This window comes from Pseudomonas sp. p50(2008) (assembly GCF_015351605.1).
Lineage (GTDB): Bacteria > Pseudomonadota > Gammaproteobacteria > Pseudomonadales > Pseudomonadaceae > Aquipseudomonas.
In genome coordinates, this window is the sequence record NZ_JACMYF010000004.1 from 108304 (window position 1) to 130047 (window position 21744).

The 21744-nt window shown below is 57.9% G+C and carries 20 protein-coding genes and 1 pseudogene; 11 read left to right on the forward strand and 10 right to left on the reverse strand.

The annotated features are described in order from the left end of the window. Positions 1-57 precede the first annotated feature (57 nt). The 7 genes from urtE to ureC all read left to right on the forward strand — a co-directional run bounded on the left by urtE (position 58) and on the right by ureC (position 5458). Positions 58-756 (forward strand): urea ABC transporter ATP-binding subunit UrtE, encoded by a 699-nt coding sequence (gene urtE / locus H7698_RS12290; RefSeq protein ID WP_162439155.1) that lies wholly within the window; start codon positions 58-60, stop codon positions 754-756. Between the two features lie 155 nt (positions 757-911). Beyond that, positions 912-1748 carry an urease accessory protein UreD gene (locus H7698_RS12295; RefSeq protein ID WP_194691545.1) on the forward strand — a complete coding sequence of 279 codons (837 nt, stop codon included), beginning with the start codon at positions 912-914 and terminating at the stop codon, positions 1746-1748. 159 nt (positions 1749-1907) lie between these two features. Continuing rightward, positions 1908-2210, forward strand: coding sequence for an urease subunit gamma (ureA, locus tag H7698_RS12300; RefSeq protein ID WP_194691546.1), 303 nt, complete (start codon positions 1908-1910; stop codon positions 2208-2210). A gap of 9 nt (positions 2211-2219) precedes the next feature. Further along, entirely contained in the window at positions 2220-2753 is a 534-nt protein-coding gene (locus H7698_RS12305) for a GNAT family N-acetyltransferase (RefSeq protein ID WP_194691547.1), read from the forward strand. 6 nt (positions 2754-2759) lie between these two features. Beyond that, the gene (locus H7698_RS12310; RefSeq protein ID WP_194691548.1) at positions 2760-3293 is read left to right on the forward strand and encodes a GNAT family N-acetyltransferase; all 534 of its coding nucleotides are present in this window, start codon (positions 2760-2762) and stop codon (positions 3291-3293) included. Then, the gene (locus H7698_RS12315) at positions 3293-3601 is read left to right on the forward strand and encodes an urease subunit beta (protein ID WP_109627750.1); all 309 of its coding nucleotides are present in this window, start codon (positions 3293-3295) and stop codon (positions 3599-3601) included. The genes H7698_RS12310 and H7698_RS12315 overlap by 1 nt, the downstream gene beginning before the upstream one ends. A 156-nt stretch (positions 3602-3757) precedes the next feature. Next, on the forward strand, positions 3758-5458 hold the full coding sequence (ureC, locus tag H7698_RS12320) for an urease subunit alpha (protein WP_194691549.1): 1701 nt from the start codon (positions 3758-3760) through the stop codon (positions 5456-5458). Positions 5459-5520: 62 nt separating this feature from the next. Here ureC and H7698_RS12325 read toward each other — a convergent pair whose 3' ends face one another. Then, the gene (locus tag H7698_RS12325) at positions 5521-10614 is read right to left on the reverse strand and encodes an NEL-type E3 ubiquitin ligase domain-containing protein (protein ID WP_194691550.1); all 5094 of its coding nucleotides are present in this window, start codon (positions 10612-10614) and stop codon (positions 5521-5523) included. A 244-nt stretch (positions 10615-10858) separates the two neighbouring features. Here H7698_RS12325 and H7698_RS12330 point away from each other — a divergent pair, with 244 nt between their 5' ends. Beyond that, positions 10859-11701 carry an RHS repeat-associated core domain-containing protein gene (locus H7698_RS12330; protein ID WP_194691551.1) on the forward strand — a complete coding sequence of 281 codons (843 nt, stop codon included), beginning with the start codon at positions 10859-10861 and terminating at the stop codon, positions 11699-11701. A 49-nt stretch (positions 11702-11750) separates the two neighbouring features. Here H7698_RS12330 and H7698_RS12335 read toward each other — a convergent pair. After that, a pseudogene (locus H7698_RS12335) lies at positions 11751-11984 on the reverse strand (chaperone modulator CbpM); the annotation flags it as partial. Between the two features lie 100 nt (positions 11985-12084). Here H7698_RS12335 and H7698_RS12340 point away from each other — a divergent pair. After that, complete coding sequence (locus tag H7698_RS12340; protein WP_235992820.1) at positions 12085-13185, forward strand: RHS repeat-associated core domain-containing protein; 1101 nt, start codon at positions 12085-12087, stop codon at positions 13183-13185. A gap of 116 nt (positions 13186-13301) precedes the next feature. On the opposite strand, the gene H7698_RS12345 is transcribed toward H7698_RS12340, so the two are convergent. Together H7698_RS12345 and H7698_RS12350 are read right to left on the reverse strand one after the other, a co-directional pair. Beyond that, complete coding sequence (locus tag H7698_RS12345; protein ID WP_194691553.1) at positions 13302-13607, reverse strand: chaperone modulator CbpM; 306 nt, start codon at positions 13605-13607, stop codon at positions 13302-13304. 23 nt (positions 13608-13630) lie between these two features. Beyond that, a complete protein-coding gene (locus H7698_RS12350; protein WP_194691554.1) occupies positions 13631-14578 on the reverse strand; it encodes a DnaJ C-terminal domain-containing protein in 948 nt (315 codons plus the stop codon). Between the two features lie 195 nt (positions 14579-14773). Between H7698_RS12350 and H7698_RS12355 the strand changes: the two genes are divergently transcribed. Continuing rightward, positions 14774-16048: an Hsp70 family protein gene (locus H7698_RS12355; protein WP_194691555.1), complete on the forward strand. Its 1275-nt coding sequence runs from the start codon at positions 14774-14776 to the stop codon at positions 16046-16048. Positions 16049-16204: 156 nt separating this feature from the next. On the opposite strand, the gene H7698_RS12360 is transcribed toward H7698_RS12355, so the two are convergent. The 3 genes from H7698_RS12360 to H7698_RS12370 form a co-directional block, all read right to left on the reverse strand. Then, positions 16205-17218 carry an AI-2E family transporter gene (locus H7698_RS12360; RefSeq protein WP_162439165.1) on the reverse strand — a complete coding sequence of 338 codons (1014 nt, stop codon included), beginning with the start codon at positions 17216-17218 and terminating at the stop codon, positions 16205-16207. Positions 17219-17452: 234 nt separating this feature from the next. Further along, complete coding sequence (locus tag H7698_RS12365) at positions 17453-17758, reverse strand: PsiF family protein (protein ID WP_162439166.1); 306 nt, start codon at positions 17756-17758, stop codon at positions 17453-17455. Positions 17759-17822: 64 nt separating this feature from the next. Continuing rightward, the gene (locus H7698_RS12370) at positions 17823-18617 is read right to left on the reverse strand and encodes an AraC family transcriptional regulator (protein WP_178114318.1); all 795 of its coding nucleotides are present in this window, start codon (positions 18615-18617) and stop codon (positions 17823-17825) included. Between the two features lie 96 nt (positions 18618-18713). Between H7698_RS12370 and H7698_RS12375 the strand changes: the two genes are divergently transcribed. Then, positions 18714-19601, forward strand: a complete 888-nt coding sequence (locus H7698_RS12375) for a DMT family transporter (protein WP_194691556.1) — start codon at positions 18714-18716, stop codon at positions 19599-19601. Positions 19602-19728: 127 nt separating this feature from the next. On the opposite strand, the gene H7698_RS12380 is transcribed toward H7698_RS12375, so the two are convergent. From H7698_RS12380 to H7698_RS12390, 3 genes are all read right to left on the reverse strand, one after another. After that, positions 19729-20619 carry an esterase/lipase family protein gene (locus tag H7698_RS12380; RefSeq protein ID WP_194691557.1) on the reverse strand — a complete coding sequence of 297 codons (891 nt, stop codon included), beginning with the start codon at positions 20617-20619 and terminating at the stop codon, positions 19729-19731. A 107-nt stretch (positions 20620-20726) separates the two neighbouring features. Beyond that, entirely contained in the window at positions 20727-21032 is a 306-nt protein-coding gene (locus H7698_RS12385; RefSeq protein ID WP_194691558.1) for a DMT family transporter, read from the reverse strand. Continuing rightward, positions 21033-21671: an FMN-dependent NADH-azoreductase gene (locus H7698_RS12390; RefSeq protein ID WP_194691559.1), complete on the reverse strand. Its 639-nt coding sequence runs from the start codon at positions 21669-21671 to the stop codon at positions 21033-21035. Between the last annotated feature and the right edge of the window lie 73 nt (positions 21672-21744).

Genomic DNA, 21744 nt, shown 5'->3' on the forward strand with positions numbered 1-21744 from the left:
GTCCATGGCGGCATTACCACGCAGAGCGTGGGAACGATCACTGTAGGAGAGTTTGAAATGCTGCAAGTCGACAAGCTGCACCAGTACTACGGCGGTAGCCACATCCTGCGCGGCCTGACGTTTGACGTGAAGGTGGGCGAGGTTACCTGCCTGCTCGGGCGCAACGGCGTCGGCAAGACCACCCTGCTCAAATGCCTGATGGGTTTGCTGCCCGCCAAAGAGGGCGCGGTGAATTGGGAAGGCAAGCCGATCACTACGTTCAAGCCGCATCAACGGGTGCATGCAGGCATCGCGTATGTGCCGCAAGGTCGCGAGATCTTCGGGCGCCTGACCGTGGAAGAAAACCTGCTGATGGGCCTGTCGCGTTTCCCGGGGGCCGAGGCCAAGGAAGTACCGGCCTTCATTTACGAACTGTTCCCGGTGTTGCTGCAAATGAAACAGCGGCGCGGCGGTGACTTGTCCGGTGGTCAGCAGCAACAGCTTGCCATCGGCCGGGCGCTGGCCAGCCGTCCGCGCCTGCTGATTCTTGATGAACCCACCGAAGGCATCCAGCCGTCGGTAATCAAGGAAATCGGCGCGGTCATCAAGAAGCTCGCGGCCCGTGGTGACATGGCGATTTTGCTGGTGGAGCAATTCTACGATTTCGCCGCCGAACTGGCCGATCACTACCTGGTGATGTCCCGGGGCGAAATCGTGCAGCAGGGTCGCGGCGAAAACATGGAAGCCGAGGGCGTACGAGGTCTGGTCACAATCTGAGCTGTTCACCTCACACGCAGCACCAATTTGCCGCACCCCGACCCTCGATGTGCGCCATGTTGGTGCCCCTCAACAAACAACAACCGCCTTCTGCTTGGGAAACGGACGGCACAGCCTTTGCAAATGCCTTCATGACTTCTCACTAAGCACTGACCATGACTCTTCCTGCTTCCGGCGCCTTTACCCCCAGCTGGCACGCCGAACTGGAACTGGGCTACGCCCGTTTCGGCGACAGTACGCGCCCGGTTCAGCGCCGACACCAAGGCCCGTTACGGGTGCAGAAACATCTGTACGCCGAAGGTCCCGAAGTGTGCCAGCACATCATCGTGCACCCACCGGGCGGAATTGCCGGGGGCGATCGCCTGGACATCTCGGCCAGTGTCGGCCGCGATGCCTGGGCGCAGATCACCAGCCCCGGCGCGGCCAAGTGGTACCGCGCAGCCGGGCCCGCCTATCAGCAGCTGCAACTGAACGTGGCCGCCGGTGCGACCCTGGAATGGTTGCCCCAGGAGACGATCATTTTCAGTGCAGCACAGGCCGAACTCAGCACCGCCATCGACCTTGAAGGTGATGCCCGGTTGTTCTACTGGGACGTGGTGGCACTGGGTCGCCCGGCTAGCGGTGAACGCTTCGACCTCGGGCATTTTCAGTCCCGGCTCGACATCCGCCGCGATGGCCAGTTGCTCTGGCACGAACGTCAGCGCATTGTCGGGGCTGATGGTTTGCTTGATTCGCCAATAGGTCTGGATGGCCAACCGGTGTTTGCGACGTTGCTGGTGACGGGCGAAATCGATAGCGACTTGCTGGAGCAATGCCGCTCGCTGCCTCATGACGTGCGCGGCGATCTGACGCAATTGCCGGGGCTGCTGGTTGCACGATGCCTGGCCAGTGAAGCGTTGTTGGCACGCGGTTGGTTGATCGATTTATGGCGGTTGCTGCGCCCTGCGTTGCTCGGCCGGGAAGCCGTCCAACCCAGAATATGGAGCACCTGAAACACGTTCCCCTGTAGGAGTGAGCCTGCTCGCGATGGCGGTGTGTCAGGCAACTTATGTGTTGAATGTGCCGACGCTATCGCGAGCAGGCTCACTCCTACAGGGTTTTGTGTTTACAGATCCTAATACCTTTTTATCTGCCCAGATGGATTCCAAGCGATGGACCTGACCCCACGTGAAAAAGACAAGCTACTGATCTTCACCGCCGGCTTCGTGGCCGAGCGGCGGTTGGCTCGCGGCGTGAAACTTAATTACCCCGAGGCCATGGCCTACATCTCCGCAGCGTTGCTTGAAGGCGCCCGTGACGGTCGGACCGTGGCCGAACTGATGCACTTCGGCACCACCCTGCTCACCCGTGAACACGTGATGGAAGGCATCCCGGAAATGATCCCGGAGATCCAGGTCGAAGCGACGTTTCCCGACGGCACCAAACTGGTGACCGTCCATCAACCCATCGCCTGAGGAAGCGCCATGACTTACCGCATCCGCGATGCCTTGCACGCCGACCTGCCGGCGATTCGCGATATCTACAACGATGCCGTACTCAATACCACGGCCATCTGGAACGAGCAGGCCGTCGACCTGGGCAACCGCCAGGCCTGGTTCAGCGCGCGACAGTCCCAGGGGTATCCCATCCTCGTAATCGTCGACGCTGATAACACCGTACTGGGCTACGCTTCGTTCGGCGACTGGCGGCCGTTCGATGGCTTTCGCCACACGGTCGAACACTCGGTCTACGTGCGCAGCGATCAGCGTGGCAATGGCCTCGGACCGCAACTGATGACGGTGCTGATCGAACGCGCCAAAAGCTGTGACAAGCACATCATGGTTGCCGCCATCGAGAGTGGTAACGCCGCCTCCATTCGTTTGCATGAACGAGCCGGGTTTGTGACGACCGGACAGATGCCCCAGGTCGGCACCAAGTTCGGTCGCTGGCTGGACCTGACTTTCATGCAACTGACCCTCAATCCTGGCGCGCCACCACCGCTCGCCCACAAGGAGTGACACCCGATGAATGCCGCCCAACTGCGTCGCGTCAATGTCGACAGTTTTGCGCACTACCGTCAGGGTCTGATTGACCTGCTGCTCGACGCGGTGGGTTATGGCGCCAGCGTTGGTTTCATGGCTGACCTGGACGCTACCCAGGCTCGCGCCTATTTCGATGACGTCCAGGACGACCTCAACAAAGGCAACGTGTTGCTCTGGGTGGTGGTCAAGGACGAGCAGGTTCAAGCGAGTGTGCAACTGTCCTTGTGCCAGAGAGCCAATGGACTGAACCGCGCGGAAGTGCAAAAGCTGCTGGTGCGTGAACACGCGCGTCGGCGCGGCCTGGGCCAGCAATTGATGAGCGCTCTGGAAACCGCCGCCCTTCAGCACAAGCGCGGCATGCTGTACCTCGACACAGAGGCCGGCTCACCCGCAGAGGACTTCTACAAGGCCCTGGGTTATACCCGCGCCGGCCAGATCCCCGACTTCGCCTGCGACCCGAGCGGCCAGTACAAACCGACCGCCCTCTACTACAAGATCCTGCAAGGAGCCCATTGATGATTCCCGGTGAATACCAGATCCAGCCCGGCGACATCGAACTCAATGTCGGCCGTCGCACGGTCAGCCTGAAAGTGGCCAACAGCGGCGACCGGCCGATCCAGGTCGGCTCGCACTATCACTTTTTCGAAACCAACGATGCCCTGACATTTGACCGTGCCGCCAGCCGCGGCATGCGCCTGAATATCCCCGCCGGTACCGCCGTGCGCTTCGAGCCGGGGCAAAGCCGCGAAGTCGAGCTGGTGGACCTGGCGGGGCATCGCCGGGTGTTCGGGTTTGCCGGGCGGATCATGGGTGACCTCGACTGACTGTGGCGAGGGGATTTATCCCCGTTCGGGTGCGAAGAACCCGCAATCTGGCGAATGCGTTATTGCAGAGAGATCGGAGTGCCAGGTTTTACGACCGCTGCGCGGCCGAACGGGGATAAATCCCCTCGCCACAATACATTTGTGCAAGGAATTACGATGAAGATTTCCCGTCAAGCCTACGCCGACATGTTCGGCCCCACCGTCGGCGACAAGGTCCGTCTGGCCGATACCGAACTGTGGATCGAAGTGGAAAAAGACTTCACCACCTACGGCGAAGAAGTGAAATTCGGTGGCGGAAAAGTTATCCGCGACGGCCAGGGCCAGAGCCAATTGCTCGCCGCCGAAGTGGTCGACACAGTGATCACCAACGCACTGATCATCGACCATTGGGGCGTGGTCAAAGCCGACGTCGGCCTCAAAGACGGGCGCATTGCCGGGATCGGCAAGGCTGGCAACCCGGACGTGCAGCCGAACGTCAGCATTGCGATCGGCGCCAGCACCGAAGTGATTGCCGGTGAAGGCATGATCCTCACCGCTGGCGGCATCGACACCCACATCCACTTCATCTGCCCACAGCAGATCGAAGAGGCATTGATGAGCGGTGTCACCACCATGATCGGCGGCGGAACCGGTCCCGCGACCGGCACCAACGCCACCACCTGCACCTCCGGCCCTTGGCACCTGGCACGCATGCTTCAGGCCGCCGATGCCTTCCCGATGAACATCGGCCTCACCGGCAAAGGCAACGCGAGCCTGCCGGAGCCGCTGATCGAGCAGGTCAAGGCCGGTGCTATCGGCCTGAAATTGCACGAAGACTGGGGCACCACGCCGGCGAGCATCGACAATTGCCTGACCGTTGCCGACCAATACGATGTTCAGGTGGCGATTCACACCGACACGCTTAATGAATCGGGCTTCGTCGAAACCACCCTCGCCGCGTTCAAGGGGCGCACCATTCACACCTACCACACCGAAGGCGCCGGTGGCGGCCATGCGCCGGACATCATCAAAGCCTGCGGCTTCCCCAACGTGCTGCCAAGCTCGACCAACCCGACCCGGCCGTTCACCCGCAACACCATCGACGAACACCTCGACATGCTGATGGTCTGCCACCACCTGGACCCGAGCATTGCCGAAGATGTGGCATTCGCCGAAAGCCGCATCCGTCGGGAAACCATTGCCGCCGAAGACATCCTCCACGACCTCGGCGCGTTCTCGATGATCAGCTCCGACAGCCAGGCCATGGGCCGCGTCGGCGAAGTCATCACGCGCACCTGGCAGACTGCCGACAAGATGAAAAAGCAGCGCGGCCCACTGCCGGGTGACGGTGAAGGCAACGACAACTTCCGCGCCAAACGCTACATCGCCAAGTACACCATCAACCCCGCGATCACTCACGGTATCAGCCACGAAGTGGGCTCGGTCGAAGTGGGGAAATGGGCGGATCTGGTGCTGTGGCGTCCGGCATTTTTTGGCGTAAAACCCTCGCTGATTCTCAAGGGTGGCGCGATTGCAGCCAGCCTGATGGGCGATGCCAACGCGTCGATACCGACACCGCAACCGGTGCACTACCGTCCGATGTTCGCCAGTTACGGCGGCTCGCTGCATGCCACCAGCCTGACCTTTATCAGCCAGGCAGCGCAGGAGGCCGGCTTACCGGAAGCCTTGGGGTTGAAGAAGAAAATCGCCGTGGTCAAAGGCTGTCGCGACGTGCAGAAAACCGACCTGATTCACAACGATTACCTGCCGTCGATCGACGTCGACCCGCAGACTTATCAGGTGAAAGCCGATGGCGTGTTGTTGTGGTGCGAGCCGGCTGAAACCTTGCCCATGGCACAACGTTACTTCCTGTTCTAACGGACGCTGAACGTAAAAAAGCCCCGAATGCGGCATCGCATTCGGGGCCCGTCAAACATCAATCAACTGGCAGACTGGACCGTAAACGGTATCTCCGTCCTTCGCAGCTTTGCACGCTCGATGGCTTGCTCGGTCAAGGACTTTTCCAGGTTCTTGATTGCGATAAATTGGTCCATTTCATCCGCATCCTGCATGGCCAGCTTCAACGCGTCGAAATCACTGCGATACGTTGTTTCCAGGTACGACCTCCAGAAAGGCTGCTCAAGTATGCTCTCCGCGAGCAGCTCCCCCTGCTCCAGGCCCAACACATGGAGACGAGCAGCGGTGATCATTTCCGGTTCAACGCCAGCCATTGTCCTGAACAGCATGCCTCGCGATTGCCACGGCAGATCCAGACTTTCGGCCAAATCAGTCATGTAGGCCAGCTGAACTTCTACTTCATCGATCGTCCCGATAACAGTGCCGTCGGGACCTGCTCGCCTGAATGTCTCTCCGTTCGCCAAGCGATCGGCAATGCGCCGTCGTGCAATCGCGCCGATCTCATCCAGTCGGGACTTGCCTCTGGCCAGTTCCACCAGTTCGGCCTCGACAAGGGCGGGGCTCTGCAGAGCGTAAGCCTCCTTGACCAGCACCTTGACGCCCAGGGCGTTGAACAATTGACTTGCCCCATCGGAACACTCAGTCACGACAATCGATTCGGAGAACGCCGTCTCACGCAATTCAGCATCCTCGTACATGGCCTCCATCAGTCGCCAGACCTTGGCCGTCAGTGCGCTGCGATAGGTCGTTTCAGGAGAGCTGAAATCAGCCGATTCTGTCAGCCGGCGTATGACATCGAAAAATTGTTCGGACCCTGACTCATCCTCAAGCTCGTCCCAAAGAATCAACCTTTCCCTGAACACTGCATCAGGCATGCCCTGCGCCCATTTAAGGCTGTCCAGCAAACCTCGGGGTGGGTAAGGGCGCTCCGGGTCCATGCCCACAGATTCGGTATACCGTTTGAGCTTTTCCAGGACATCAGCCGGCATCCACTCGGGTTCGCGACTGACGAAGGTGCGGGCGAGCAGCTCCGCGCGGAACGAACCCGGTGCAATATCGGGGATCTCTGTCAATCGGTTGAATTTCAGATTCAGATGAATATGACGCGGTCGGGATTTGCCGAACAGCCCGATGGGCCATTCTTTGATGCCGGTGCTCTCAAGATTGAGAACCGCCAGTCTTGGCATCTGGCTGATGTCAGGCACCAGTCCTAATAGATTTCCAGGCAATGAAAGAAGCTCTAACCGGGTCAAGCTTCGCAGTCGCGCCACCGCCTGACGGGTCAATACGATTTGATTGTTATCCATGCACAAACTGGTCAGATGTCGCAGGTCACCGATTACCGGCGGCAACCGGTTTAACGTATTGCTGCCGAGATCCAGCGTGCGAAGCCCGGGAAAATGCTCGAGAAACTCTCCTTGGCTACTGAGCATGCTGGCTTCGCGCATACTCAGGCTCGTAACGTGGTCAAAATTGGCGTTCAGTCTGGGAAAGCTCGAAAGATGCCGGCTCATCGCCATACCGTCCAGATTAAGGTGCTGCGCGCGAACGATGCCAGGGGCATCGACCCCCGCCGGCCCTGTCCTTTGCCAACATTGCCTGATCGCCCGATAGAGCCTGTTTCGCGATTCCCATTCCGCCACTCCGGCGGGACTGAAGCGAAAGGACACGGTCGGAGAGTTCATCCAGCGTTGTAGCGTGCCGTTGAGCTCGTTGAATTCGTTCTCCAAGGCGATGACTCGCGCTTGCGCTGCATCGGCCACGGTTCCCAGTACGGCTGCAATCTGTTCGTCGGAATACTCCGGATAAAGAGTACTGACCCGACGCCGCAACAACGGGTCATCGGCGATCCCACGATACCCCGGCATGCCGCCACGAAGACGCATTGTTTCAGGGTCATAAGCCGGTTTACGCTCCGGGTGCTCGCTTAAAACCGATTCGAATTGCTCGCGATCAAGCGGTGAGCGTTGCAGGTCAAGCTTGAGTCGCTCACCCTCGAAAATGTCATACCCCAGCGCCCGTCGCTCTTTGTCTGGCAATGCGCGCAACAACGAAGCAAAGAAATTATCATTGCCGTGCAAATGCTGATTGCTCTCGTCACGCGCCTGATAGCCACCCTCATCTTCAAGAATCAACACTTTGCGAATGGGGGCCTCTTCAGGGCCTATGCTGGCGTAAAGCTTGCCGTTAAACGAAAACTCGCGGATTTCGATACGCACATCGTTCGACCAACCCGGCAATGTAGCCAACGACGCCAGTTCCAACCGTCGCGTATCGTTGTTCTCCAGCGCCTCAAGGTAAAGCCCCTCATAGGCTCGACTGACGCGCACCCGTTGCTGAGCCTGGCGTGCCTGTTCGCGCAAGCGCAAGGGAAGGGTCTGCTTCTCTGTCAGGTGCTTGAGGTCGGCTGCAGTGGCATCCTGCAACAGGCGTTCGGCCACAGCATTCGGCAATTGCGGATAGGCATCGGTTATCAGACGGACCTGGGCCGCGCCGGCTTCCTCGTGTTGTTTGTACAGGGCTTCAAACAGCTGCTTGTGTTTTTTGGTCGCCTCGCTCGCCAACTGTTCCTTCAGAGCCTGAACGCGCAGCTCCCTTTTACTGGAAATTGATTGCCCAAGCAGTTCATGGACTTCCCGCTCATCAAGGGTTTCCACAGTGCGCTGTGGCAATTTTCCTGCACGGAGTTCGGCTCGGCTCAACTTGATCCGCCGGGCACTGGTTGCATCAATGTTGCCGATGATCGTTGAAGGTCCGTTCAAATCAGGGCTCTCAAAAATTTCTACGGCCCTGCCTTCCGGCCAGCGGGGCAAGTCGGTCATGAGGCGCGTGACATTGTCCGCCAAACGCTCGGGAACCTGATTGGCGATTATTTGCCGGCCTGTTTCGCCCGCTTCGGCATACAGTCTGAAACGTTTGATCGAATCGCTGAGCATGATCGGCGGCGGGTCGAGCTCGACATGCAGCCGACGCAGCTCGCCTTCCGAAATACCCGCCACGGTGCGGATTTGTTCAAGTTTTTCAGTTGACCAGTCGTTCACTGAAGTGCCCAGTCGCCGCAACAAACGCTCCTTGCTCCAGGTCAACGGTTGGTCGACTTCGGTCTTCCAGGCTCCCGCACCGTTATGCTCAACCACAGGTTGATAGGCTTGCGGTCGAGTTGGATGCTGCAAACGGTGCTGCCCGGTTTCAGCGTCCTGGGCGAGCGCGAAATGCTTGTCATCAAGCGGCAGAAAATGCTGACCTTCATGTTGGTAGATACCCAACCCGTTTGCCTGAGCTGACTCAGGCAATACCGATGGGCGTTCGTAAGCGGTCAAATCAGGATTCCAGAGCTTTTCTGCGCCGTTGATTTGCACCGGTTTGAGTTGATCGACGAAAGAAGACGGTTTGATCGCAATGACGTTTGTCGGCAGTAAGTGCCCCGCCCCCATCAGCGCCAGCTGTGCAAAGTTGATGAGGGCGCCATTGATGTATCCCGATGCCTCCTCCTTATCGCCGTTACTCCAGTCCTCAATGCCTTCAGCCAGGTCCGCGAGCATCTGCGCCACCATCACTCCCAGCACCGCTTCACCGAGTCCCGGGACCAGCAACGCGCCGAAATTGAACACATTCCAGCCGATCTCCAGAATGCTGGTCAGACGTTTCCAACGGGCTGTCGCGTCTTCATCGCCGGTCGGCACTGCAATTTTTCGGGCATCCGCGATTGCCTTGTCCCGTCGCTGCTGGAAAAGTGTGCCCCACAGATCACCTGTTATCAGGTTGGTGATCGGCTCTGCATTAGGGTTCTCTATTGCGGTTTCCCGCCACCATGGCCCCATGTCCAATGGTTCAGGTTGTTGCAAGGTAAAGGTCTTGAGACGTTCGTTGACGCGAGTAAAAAATCGCCCTTTGTCCTTCTGCTCCACGAACCGGCTGAAAAACTCCTGATACTCCGGGGTGCACAAGCGGCCGATCAACGTTGCCATGAAATCCGTCAACGAAGCGTATTCCTTCAGCGGATGCTCTGGATCGTCGGGGATATAAGCGATCACCGGACCGTTCAAGCGACTCTGATTGTAAATATCTTCGTTGCGCAGAGTTTCATCGAGGACACCTTGTGGTCCGTTGGCAAAGAAGTTCTGCAGCAACTTGTATCGTTCATACAGGTTTCCCGACAACACCGGTATTCGGCGGGACCAGTCAAGCCAGAAAGATAAACTTTGCGGCGTGAGCTCCTCGATCGCTTTCTTTATTTCCGAGGGTTCGCTCAAGGCACTGAACAGTGTAATTCCCGTCAGTTTGAAACCCATCAGCGACAAACGATGATTGAGCAGTGGGCGGCCATACAACTTGACACTTCGCTTGCCCTCGACAATATGTTGAAGGCTGTCATAGGCGTCCGTACTGATGTCCCGTTTCAGGCGCGATACCAACGCTGAATACCTGAATGCTGCTTTCTCACTGGCGATCGAGCGCTGCGCCAGTGTGCGCCTGGCATTGAGGTCCTTTGGCAGTAGTCGCTCTTTAAGGTGGGTCTGGTATTGCGCACCGATGTCCAGTGTGCGGCATAACGAAGCAAATTTTTGCACCGTTATACGTGTGTCCCGCACGGGGGTGTCTTGAGCATCTTTGCGGAACACACCGGAGCCTGCGCGAAAGGTTCCTTCCTGGGTTTCCGCCTCCTCGAAGTTGTGCAACGCTGCCGCGAGCAACGAAGAGCTCCTGATAACACTGGCTCCGGTGTCGATTCCGAAAATAATCTTGCTCGGCACCGTCAGTTGCAAAGTCAGGCTTTTCGGGTCTTCGTCAATATCGAAATGTGCTTTCAACGCGACCTTGAGCAATGGTTCGGCAAAGGTATCGATACCCTGCTGCAACCCCTCGAAAAGCTGATCTACGGCGCTCTGCAGACGCCAATGATCATTGAGTAATTGTTTGAGGTGATGGCGATCGGCGCTGCTGGCGCTCAGGTACCATCCCGGCATCTTTGTTTCGCTATTAATGAGCGATTTCAACTGTGCCAATGAGGCGTTACGCACGGCGTCGGGAATGGTATTTACTACTCGATCATAATGAATACCACTAACGGCCGTAGAGGTAAGTTCAAGCAGGTGGCTTCCTTGCGAATCAGACATGGTTCAACAACCTTAAAATCAGTTTTTTGAACCCACTAGATTATTCACACACTCAAAAAACAAAAGATCAAATAACTGTCCGTTAATTGTCTAATCAAACGCAAAACAGTCGAGAAACAACATAGTTAAAATACATAAATACAGCCTCAGACAGGAACGTTTGTACCTATCAGATCTGCTAGTACCCGATGGCTGACGAACCGAGTATTTTTAAAGCCCCACGACCTCGACAAGGAAGCCCGTTATGACTCGCTCTCATGCAGATGCCCCCAAATCCTCTCGAACGTCACGCACCCTTCTGCTGGCGACAGACAATAAAAACTCCGTCCTCGCGGAAATCGACGGGGGCAAGCTCAATCCTGTTGCTTACTCGGCTTACGGTCAGCAGTCCGCTCAGGAGGGTGTGGCGACAGGGCTCGGATTCAATGGCGCGCTACGAGAAAGGCAGGTTGGGTGGTATCTGCTGGGGAATGGCTATCGCGCTTACAACCCGACATTGATGCGCTTTCATAGCCCCGACAGTTGGAGCCCGTTTGGGGGCGGTGGGTTGAATGCGTATATGTATTGCGTGGGGGATCCGGTGAATTTTTCGGATCCAACGGGGCATATGCGGTTATGGGACATTTTTCGCTCCAACAGGCGTACATCTGCATCGCCAAACCTAACTCGGATTCCATCTACGCCTAATACCTATGTGTCAACTCCAACTCCAACTCCAACTCCAACTCTAGCAGCGTCACCACCTGGGTCCACGCTTTCAAACATTCAGAGTCGACCATTACCGGAAATACCGACAGCTCTACCTCAGAATGAAACTCCAGCAGGAGTTGTTCTACCTTCAAGCAGCCCACCGCCACGGCCACCCAAAACACCGGTGACTATAAACTCTGATCTGCCTGCTATTCCCCAGAGTGGTTCACCCCTGGTGCAATATGCCCCTATTCCTCCGACAAGAACGCTACCGACTGGCGCCTCACGTCAATACTCTGTCACGTACGACGAGAACGGAAACCCAATGCAGCGAAGTGTTCAAAAATATTCTTTGTCCCTAGAAGGTCAGGCAATTAGAAACACAAATAAAGAATAGGCAGCAGTTTCGATTAAATACGCATGGAGTATGCGTCTTACAGAAATACCTACTCCACCACCAACCGCCCCAACCGCTGCTTCAACATCCGGTTCTCCGCCCTTAGCTGCTGGACCTCTTCAAGCAGGTCCAGCGCCAGGGCGACGCCTTCCCACTCCAGTTCCAGGTCGCGCCGCAACTTGGCGGCACGCTTGGCCAGTGCCAGTTCGTAATCGTTGAAACGCCAGTCCTTGGGCTGCTTGCCCTGAGGTTCGAGGATGCCGTGTTCGACGGTTTCGATCACCACCATTCACTAACAGTTCTGATAGTTCCCAAAACCGGGCAGCGAGGCCAGACTGGAAAGGATGATCAGCCCGCCCCCCCTCATCAAGGAAGGCTCCACGATGTCCGACTCATCTGATGAAAACCAGACTGCCCCACGCCAGCCCCGCACCGTCCTGCTGGTAACGGACAACAACAATTCAATCCTCGCCGAACTCGCCGGAAGCAAACCCAACCTCATCGCTTATTCCAACTACGGCCAGCAATCTGCACAGCAGGAAGTCGCGACAGGGCTGGGTTTCAATGGTGCACTGCGAGAGGAGCGCATGGGGTGCTATTTGCTGGGCAATGGTTATCGCGCTTACAACACGACGCTGATGCGCTTTCATAGCCCCGACAGTTGGAGTCCGTTTGGGGCCGGTGGGTTGAATGCGTATACGTACTGCGAGGGGGACCCGATCAACTTCTCCGATCCAACAGGGCATGGTGCCTTGGAAGTTGTGAAACTTTTCATCTCGGAAAACGTGTCACTGGGGGGTTCACAAGCAAGCATCAATGCTCGAAACGCTAAGCGTAATGCGGCAATCAGCAGAGCATTCAAGGGTTGGCAAGGCATAGGAGGAGCTCGGAACCCGCCCGCGCTGGTAACAAAGTCAAGCCCATTGGCAGGCGAAGGTCTCGTAAGTACTATTTTCGCAGCACCTGGGCCACGTAACGGCCCTCCGCGACAATCGTCCTATAATTATGGGCTTGCGAGCCCTGTTGGATACGTAGATGGAGCTGCGCGAGACAGATTGACCACGGCCACAATAGGAGGATCACGAAGGTCATCGTTTGGGGAAATGGGAGCGCCATCGGGGACATCGTCAGGGCGAAGACATTCATGGGATGGTGGCATGTCTAAAGAGGGCGCCGATTATTTCATAGAGCACACGGACAGGTTTGGGAACAAAACTAAACGTCTTCGAGAACCGGTTCGGGGTGGGCGATCGGTGGCCGACACTTCAACAACGCGTTACACCCCGTCCGAAGTAGCTGCAGTGCGGGACCGGATTTTAGTAGAAGAACGTATAGCGTTGCGAAGAGCAGAATTGGTAAGGGCTATACACATGCAGAATGCAATACAGCGTCACGCTGGACATAACCCTCGAGGATTCAGGATAGGTACACAAGGAAGACGAGCTCAGGCACTTTTTGCATTTCTTCGAGGCCATGGTTGGTAACCCGACTAATTCGTTAATTGTGCATGCCACAATTGGCGACAGTCTTTCACTGACAGGAGCTCTGGATTGACTGAAATGGATAATCCTGAATCCAGCCGGGAGTTATGTAGCGGCGGTCATTCCACCACCAACCGCCCCAACCGCTGCTTCAACATCCGGTTCTCCGCCCTCAGCTGCTGGACCTCGTCAAGCAAGTCCAGCGCCAGGGCGACGCCTTCCCATTCCAGTTCCAGGTCGCGCCGCAACTTGGCGGCACGCTTGGCCAGTGCCAGTTCGTAATCGTTGAAACGCCAGTCCTTGGGCTGCTTGCCCTGAGGTTCGAGGATGCCGTGTTCGACGATTTCGATCACGTAAACGTCCGATAAATCAGTCGCCTCGCAGAATTCGGCCAGGTCCAGGTGAACGATCAGGGGTGTGCTCATGACGGGCTACTCCGATTCTGGATTCAGAAGTTCTCTCTAGGGTTGAACGCAGCTTTCTCGGCCAGTTCCTGCCACAGCGCCTTGACCTCGTCACTGGCCGTTTTCGGCATCACCGCCTTGAGCTGCACAAACAGGTAACCGCGCTCGCCGGCCTTGTTCATCAAACCGTGGCCCTTGGCGCGCATACGCTGACCGTTCTGACTGCCGGCAGGGACCTTGAGGTTGATCTTGCCGGTCAGGGTCGGCACCGCGACTTCCGTCCCCAGCGCCAGCTCCCATGGGGCCAATGGCAAGGTGATGATCAGGTTTTCGCCTTCAACATCGTATTTCGGGTGCGGTGCAAAACGAATGATCAGGTACAGGTCGCCATTGGCGCCGCCACCGACACCCGGGGCCCCTTGGCCCTTGAGGCGGATGCGCTCGCCGTCGGTCACGCCCGCCGGGATTTTCACGTTCAGGCTTTTACTGGTATTGCTGACATACTGCCCGGCAGCGTTGTACTGCGGGACCTGGAAGCTGACCTTCTTCGATTCGTTCGAGAGGGTTTCTTCCAGAAAAACCGGTAATTCCATTTCCACGTCTTGCCCTCGACGTCCGGCGCTGCGGCCCGACTGTCCACCCCCAAAACCAGGACCACGGTTGCCGAAGATCGAACTGAAGAAGTCCGAAAAATCGCCCGTGTCCTGACCACCACCGAAACCGCCCGCACCACGCCCCTGCCAACCTGGCGGGCCCTGGAACGGTTGGCCGTGCTGGCCGTATTTGCGCAAATCGTCGTATTCGGCGCGCTTGTCGGCACTTTTCAGCGCTTCATAGGCTTCCGAGGCGTCCTTGAACTTTTCCTCGGCATCCTTTTCCTTGCTGACGTCCGGGTGGTATTTGCGCGCGAGCTTGCGATAGGCAGCTTTGATCGCCTTATCGTCCGCCGTCGGCTCCACACCGAGAATCTTGTAATAGTCTTTGAAGTCCATCTAAGGATCACCATCCGTTATCAAAATCGCTCAGCCACCTGCAGCATGCGCTGCCAGGCCCAATGCAGACAAGGTTGGGGCGAAGGATAGTCTTTCAAGGCGCTATTAGCCGAGATTTAGCGGATAGTCGGCCTTCGAATCTGTGCCGCACTGACATACACTGCGCGGCCGTTTTTTAACCGGAACCTGAAAGACATGAAAAACGCATCTCCAGCTCGTGCCTGTGGTATCGACTTTGGCACGTCCAACTCCACCGTCGGCTGGATTCGCCCCGGCATGGAAACGCTGATCGCGCTGGAGGATGACAAGATCACCCTGCCGTCGGTGGTGTTCTTCAATATGGAAGAGCGCCGCCCGGTCTACGGCCGCCTGGCGCTGCACGAGTACCTGGAAGGCTACGAAGGCCGCCTGATGCGCTCGCTCAAAAGCCTGCTGGGCTCCAAGCTGATCAAGCACGACACCAGCGTCCTCGGCACCGCGATGCCCTTCAAGGACCTGCTCGGGCTGTTCATCGGCCAGCTGAAGAAGCGCGCCGAGGCTGCCGCCGGTCGCGAGTTCGAAGAAGTGGTACTGGGTCGCCCGGTGTTCTTCGTCGATGACGATGAAATGGCCGACCAGGAAGCGGAAAACACCCTGGTGGACGTGGCCCGCGCCATTGGCTTCAAGGATGTGTCGTTCCAGTACGAGCCGATTGCCGCGGCGTTCGACTACGAGTCAACCATCGAAAAGGAAGAGCTGGTGCTGATCGTCGACATCGGCGGTGGTACGTCCGACTTCTCGCTGGTGCGCCTGTCGCCGGATCGCCGGGCCAATGACAACCGTCACGATGACATCCTCGCCACCGGCGGCGTGCACATCGGCGGTACCGACTTCGACAAGCAGCTGAGCCTGCAAGGCCTGATGCCGCTGTTCGGCTACGGCAGCCGCATGAAGAGTGGTGCGTACATGCCCACCAGCCACCACATGAACCTGGCGACCTGGCACACCATCAACTCGGTGTACTCGCAGAAGTCGACCCTGGCCCTGGGCAGCATGCGTTACGACATCGAGGACACCGGTGGCATCGATCGTCTGTTCAAGCTGATCGACCAGCGCGCCGGTCACTGGCTGGCCATGGAAGTGGAAGAAACCAAGATCCAGCTGACCCACACCGACAGCCGCCATGTTCCGCTGGACCGTATCGAGCCGGGGTTGAGCGTGGAGTTGAGTCGGGCGCTGTTCGAGTCCGCCATCGAGGCGTTGCTGGAGCGTGTGCGCAACAGCGTGACCAAGATGTTGAACGACGCGAACGTGCGGGTTGATCAGGTGGACACGGTGTTCTTTACCGGTGGTTCGAGCGGAATTCCGGCATTGCGTAACAGCGTTTCGGACATGTTGCCGAACGCTCGGCATGTAGAAGGGAACATCTTTGGCAGCATCGGTAGCGGATTGGCCATTGAGGCCAGCAAGCGCTACGGCACGATGGACTGATCCGAAATCCTGTGGCGAGGGGATTTATCCCCGCTGGGCTGCGAAGCAGCCCTAAAACCTCTCATCACAGTACTTCAGGCACACTGCATTCACCGGAGGGGCTGTTTCACAGCCCAACGGGGATAAATCCCCTCACCACAATAGATCAACAGCGCGTCAAACCATCCCCACCTGCTTCAACTCGCTCTTCAGATACGCGTAATAAATCGGCCCCGCCACCACCCCCGGCAGGCCGAACGCGGCCTCGAACACCAGCATTGCCAACAGCAACTCCCACGACTTCGCACTGATCTGCCCGCCGACGATGCGCGCGTTGAGAAAGTACTCAAGCTTGTGGATAAAGATCAGATAACCCAGCGCCGCCACGGCGACCCAGATCGACAGCGACAAGCCGACGATGGTGATCAGCGTGTTCGACATCAGGTTACCGATCACCGGCAACAAACCAAGCAGGAAGGTCAGCACGATCAGGGTTTTGGTCAGCGGTAACTTGATCCCGAACATCGGCAAGATCACCGCCAGGAAAATCCCGGTAAAGAACGTGTTGAGCAGGGAAATCTTGATCTGGGCAAACACGATGTTGCGAAAGGCCTGGACCAGCAGATGCAGACGATCAAACAGTGCAGCGGCCAGTGGTTTGCGCTTGGTCACGTCCGGCACACGCTGCAACGCGATGATCGCGCCCAGCACCATGCCGATCAGCAACGTCACGAACATGTGCGCCGCGTCTTTGCCGACGAGCTGAAGGTCGCTGAGGTGCTTGCTCATCCACTCGCCAATGGCCACCCGAAACTCTGCGGCACTGGCCGGCAGGTAGGCGTCGATGAATGGCGGTAATTGCCCACGCGCCCGGTCGACCACGTGCATGAATTTGTCGAGGGAGGCGCCGGGGTTTTCCGCTTCGTGCAACAGAAAACTGATCGCCCCGGCAAAAATCAGCGCCAGCGCGCTCACCACCAAGGTGCCCAGCAAGGCCACCGCCAGCCAGCGCGCTCGCCGGCCTTCGATCAGACGTTGCAGCTGCGGGGTGAGCATGTTGACCAGTTCGAACACCAGCAATCCGGCCAGCAGGCTCGGCAGCAACCGCAGAGGAATCACCAACAGCAAACCACCAAAAATGATGACCCAACTGATAAGCAGCAAGACATGGCGTTGAGAAAACGTTGGCATACAGCCTCAAAACGAACGGCGTAAAAGGATGGGCAGTCTGCCAGCGTTCCGAGGGCAGCACTAGGGAATGTGTAGGGCGACCTTGGTCGGAGACTCGAAAGATTTTCAGGGTGCTTGCGGGCCTCATCGCGGGCAAGCCCGCTCCCACAGTGGTTATGTGCACACCTGACAAATGTGGGAGCGGGCTTGCCCGCGATGAGGCCCTCAATGCCCCCACATCTTCATGCCCTATCTTTATTTCTTCAGGCAATCACTCATGAACGCTTTGCGCTCGTCGCCCTTCAACGCTTTAGTCGCGGCGTCGGCGTTGCAGGTTTTCATTTTCTCTTGCTGCGGGGTCAATGCTTTAGCGTCATCGTTTGCCGCCGGCGCCGCCTTCAGACAGGTGCTCATGAACATCTTGCGCTCATCGCCCTTGAGGCTTTTAGCCGTCGCGTCGGCGTTACAGGTGGTCATCTTGTTCTGTTGGGCCGTGGCCGCGAAGCCTTGAGAGCAGAGCAGCAAACCGATCATCAGCAAAGGGACACGCAACATCTTCATGGAGTTTTCTCCTGGTCGCCGCACCGAGGGACGCGGCCTTGTTCAGGAGTGTAGACAACGCCTGTTACGCCTTCCTGCTTTCAAGATGGCTACGCCGATACTGCTCCGGCGTGCACCCCGCCTGCCGTTGAAACATCGCGATAAAAGCAGAACCAGTGCTGTAACCCATGTCGAATGCGACGTCCTGGATGCTGCGATGGCTGTCCAGTGCTTCGATCGCTGAGAGGAAGCGCAAGCGCTGCCGCCACTCCCCGAAACTCATGCCCAACTCACGCACGAACTGCCGCGCCAACGTGCGCTCGCTGACATGGATTTGCGCAGCCCAGGCTGACAGCGGGCGGTTATCCCCAGGCTCGGCCTGCAACGCTTCAAGAATCGCGAGCAGCCCGGCACTGCTGGCGTAGGGTAAATAGCACTCATGGACAGGCGCTTGTTGCAGCTGATCGACCAGCACCTGGGCCAGGCGCTGGTCCGCCGCGTTTTCGGGAATCTTCACGTCCCTCGCGGCGAAATCCTTGAGGATCGCCTTGAGTATTTCACTGATCGCCAGCGTGCAAGCCTGCGTGGGCAGGTCGAGGCACAACGAAGGCGCAAGGCAGACTGCACGGTAGTTGACCGGTTGATTGCTGTAGAAGCTGTGTTCGATGTGCGGCGGCACCCACACCGCATACTGCGGGGGTGACATGAACCGGCTACTGCCGATTTCCATGTGCAGCACGCCATTGGCCGAATACTCGAGCGTGCCCCACGGATGACGATGGGGCGCGGCATATTCGTGCGTGTCGAAGTCGGCATACCGGAAGTAGACCGGAGACGGCAATTCGCTGAAATCCAGCAAGTCGATGTGTTTACTGGTCATGCTGTCCGTCATCAAGGGCACGTTGTCTGGATCGAAGTATAAGCTTTCATCCAGACAGACGATAATTGTCCCTCATTAACGTTCTGGTTGTTCCTGATGCAATACGCTTATCCCCTGCTCGCCATTTTTATCTGGGCCGGCAACACCGTGATCAACAAGCTCGCCGTTGGCGCGATCTTTCCTGCCGAGATCGGTTTCTATCGCTGGCTGCTGGCGGGCTTGCTTTTCACGCCGTTCATGCTCAAACCGGTGATCGCCCATTGGTCGTTGATCCGTCCCAATCTGGGCAAGATTTTTATCCTTGGCGTGCTCGGCATGGCGGTTTATCAAAGTCTGGCCTACTTCGCCGCGACCCTGACCTCGGCCACCAACATGGGCATCATTTTGTCGCTGATGCCCTTGATGTCCCTCGCCATGGCGATTGCCAGCCTCGGCCAGCGCCTGACCGCAGGCGCATTGACCGGCGCGGTACTGTCATTTGCCGGCGTGCTGGTGGTGGTGTCGTCCGGTAGCCTGGCGGCATTGCTGGAACACGGCGTGAACCTGGGCGACGCGATGATGTTGATCGCCACCCTGGCCTATGCGATCTACAGCACGTTGCTGAAAAAATGGCAGCTGCGCCTGCCGCCACTGGTGTTGCTGTACTTGCAGGTACTGGTGGCGGTGATTGTGTTGTTTCCGTTGTTCATCGCCTCGCCGAAGGTCGGCCCGACCCTGCAGAACATCCCGCTGGTGCTGTACGCCTGCCTGCTCGCGTCGATGGTGGCGCCACTGGCGTGGATGCAGGCGATTGTGCGTCTCGGCCCGAGCCGGACCACGCTGTTTTTCAATCTGCTGCCGTTGATCACTGCGCTGATTGCGGCGGTGGTGTTGCATGAACAGCTGGCGATGTATCACCTGGTGGGGGGCGTGCTGACGCTGGGTGGGGTGATTCTTTCGGAGCGCTGGACCACTGTTTTGGGCCGTAAACAAAGCATTGCCTGATCTGACGCCATCGTCGGAATGCCGCACAGACCAGGCTCACTCCCACAATGGATTTTGCCTGGCATTAAATGGGTGAACACCTGTAGGAGTGAGCCTGCTCGCGATGAACGATGACTCGATCTGCCTGTTATACGCCGGCCGCTTTCAACCGCGCCGCATGTTCCATGAACAAACGAATCGGCTCAGCCCCCTTTCCCACCAGTCCCAACGACTGATTGACGATGTCGAAGTGATCCAGCGGATACTCATCGCCGATCACCGTCCCCAGGTGCGAACTGTAGCGTCCGACCATCCCGTCGCAATGCCCGACTTCCCGGACAAAGGTCCTGGCAAACAATCGGCAGCTGCGATTTGTCCCGTCGAACAGGTTTCGTCCACGATCAGTCTTGCCCGGCTGCAAGGTCCCGGACCACGAGTAATAGCGCACCCCATTCACTTCTTCCGGCCCCTGTCCGCCCCAGGTTTGCGGCAATCCCTGTGGGTAACGTTGATTGAACAACGCCACCCCTTGCGTGGTGAGGGATTGGTGCGAGGCCGGGATATCCACGGGCAACCTGGGCCCGCGATAACCGGTTTCCAGCAAGCTCATCAACGCGCCGATCAAGCGCAGCAGGACACTGAGAAGACGTCCCTTGGCGCTGTCCGCCGGGTAGTGTTTTTCCAGGTAATCCGCCAGTTCCGAACCATGATTCGGCCCGGCCACAGAGGTCACCGAAGCCACACGATCCGGGCGCACGGCGGCGGCATAGCGGGCCGTTAGTGAACCTTGACTGTGACCAATCAGATTGACTTTCTCGGCCCCGGTTTCGCGCAGAATTTCCTCGATCCGCGCGAGCAGCTGCTCACCGCGCACTTCGCTGGAATTAAGCGGCGACACCTGCACCGCGAACACCGTTGCACCACCCCGGCGCAACGCCGAAATGATCCCGTACCAGTAGGGATAGAGCAGCAAACGGACAAAGCCGAGCATTCCCGGGACCAGCACCAGCGGGTAGCGCGTGGCGGAACCTTGCGACATGGGCGGACATCCTTGTGGGTGGTGGGGAGTTGCCAGGCGGGATGCAAGACATCAGCCAAGCATTGCCATGCAACATGACAACTCGACGACAAGTCTATGACATCCGCCTACTTCAACCCCACCACGCCCGCGACGATCAGCCCGACCGAAACCAGTTTAAGGGCCGTCAGACTCTCGCCGAGCAGCGCAAACCCAAGAAACACCGTGCCCAGTGAACCGATGGCTGTCCAGATCGGATAGGCGATGCTCACTGGCAGCTCACGCATGGCCAACGTCAGGAAGTAAATCCCGGCCACTGCGGCGATCACGGTGATGAGCGAAGGCCACAGCCGGGTGAAGCCTTCAGCGTACTTCATGCCCATGGCGAAGGTGACTTCGAACCCGGCAGCGATCAGCAAATACAGCCAGGCCATCTAGAACTCCCTGACCAGCGCCAGCAAACGCTGTTCGGCCTCGGCGGCGGAGATCTGGAAGGTGCGTTCGGCAGACTCCTCTCCCTCGGCATCGACCACGGTGACATCAGTGATGCCGATAAAGCCCAGTGCCGTGCGTAGCAAAGTATCGGCATGATTCATGGCTTCCAGTTCGCCCCCCGGCCCGAATCCAAAACCACCGCGCGTGGTCACGATCAGCGCTTTTTTGCCCCGCACCAGCGGTTCGTATTGCGCCACGCCATTATCAAGGGTGTGATTGAACGTCAGCCCGAGCCTGACAATCTGGTCTATCCAGGCCTTGAGCCCACTCGGCACGCTGAAGTTATGCATGGGCGTGGAAATCAGCAGCACGTCATGGCCGAGCAATTCGCGAACCAGTTCATCACTGAACGCGAGGTCAGCTTGCATCGCTAATGGTCGAGCATTCGGTTCGGGGTAAAACGCGGCAGCCACGAACGCCTCGTTAACCGGCGGGATAAGTGCCCGACCGACTTCGCGTCGGGTCAGACGCGCCTCAGGATTGGCTGCTCGCCAGGCCTCAATGAACACCTCGGCCAAGCGCCGGGAATGGGATCGCTCGCCACGTGGACTCGCATGCACCACAAGAATTTCACTCATCTGAATCTCCTTTATGACTAAACTCAAATCGTCTGTGGTTCATAGCGTGTAGCGCTGGGCCATCCTCATCAAA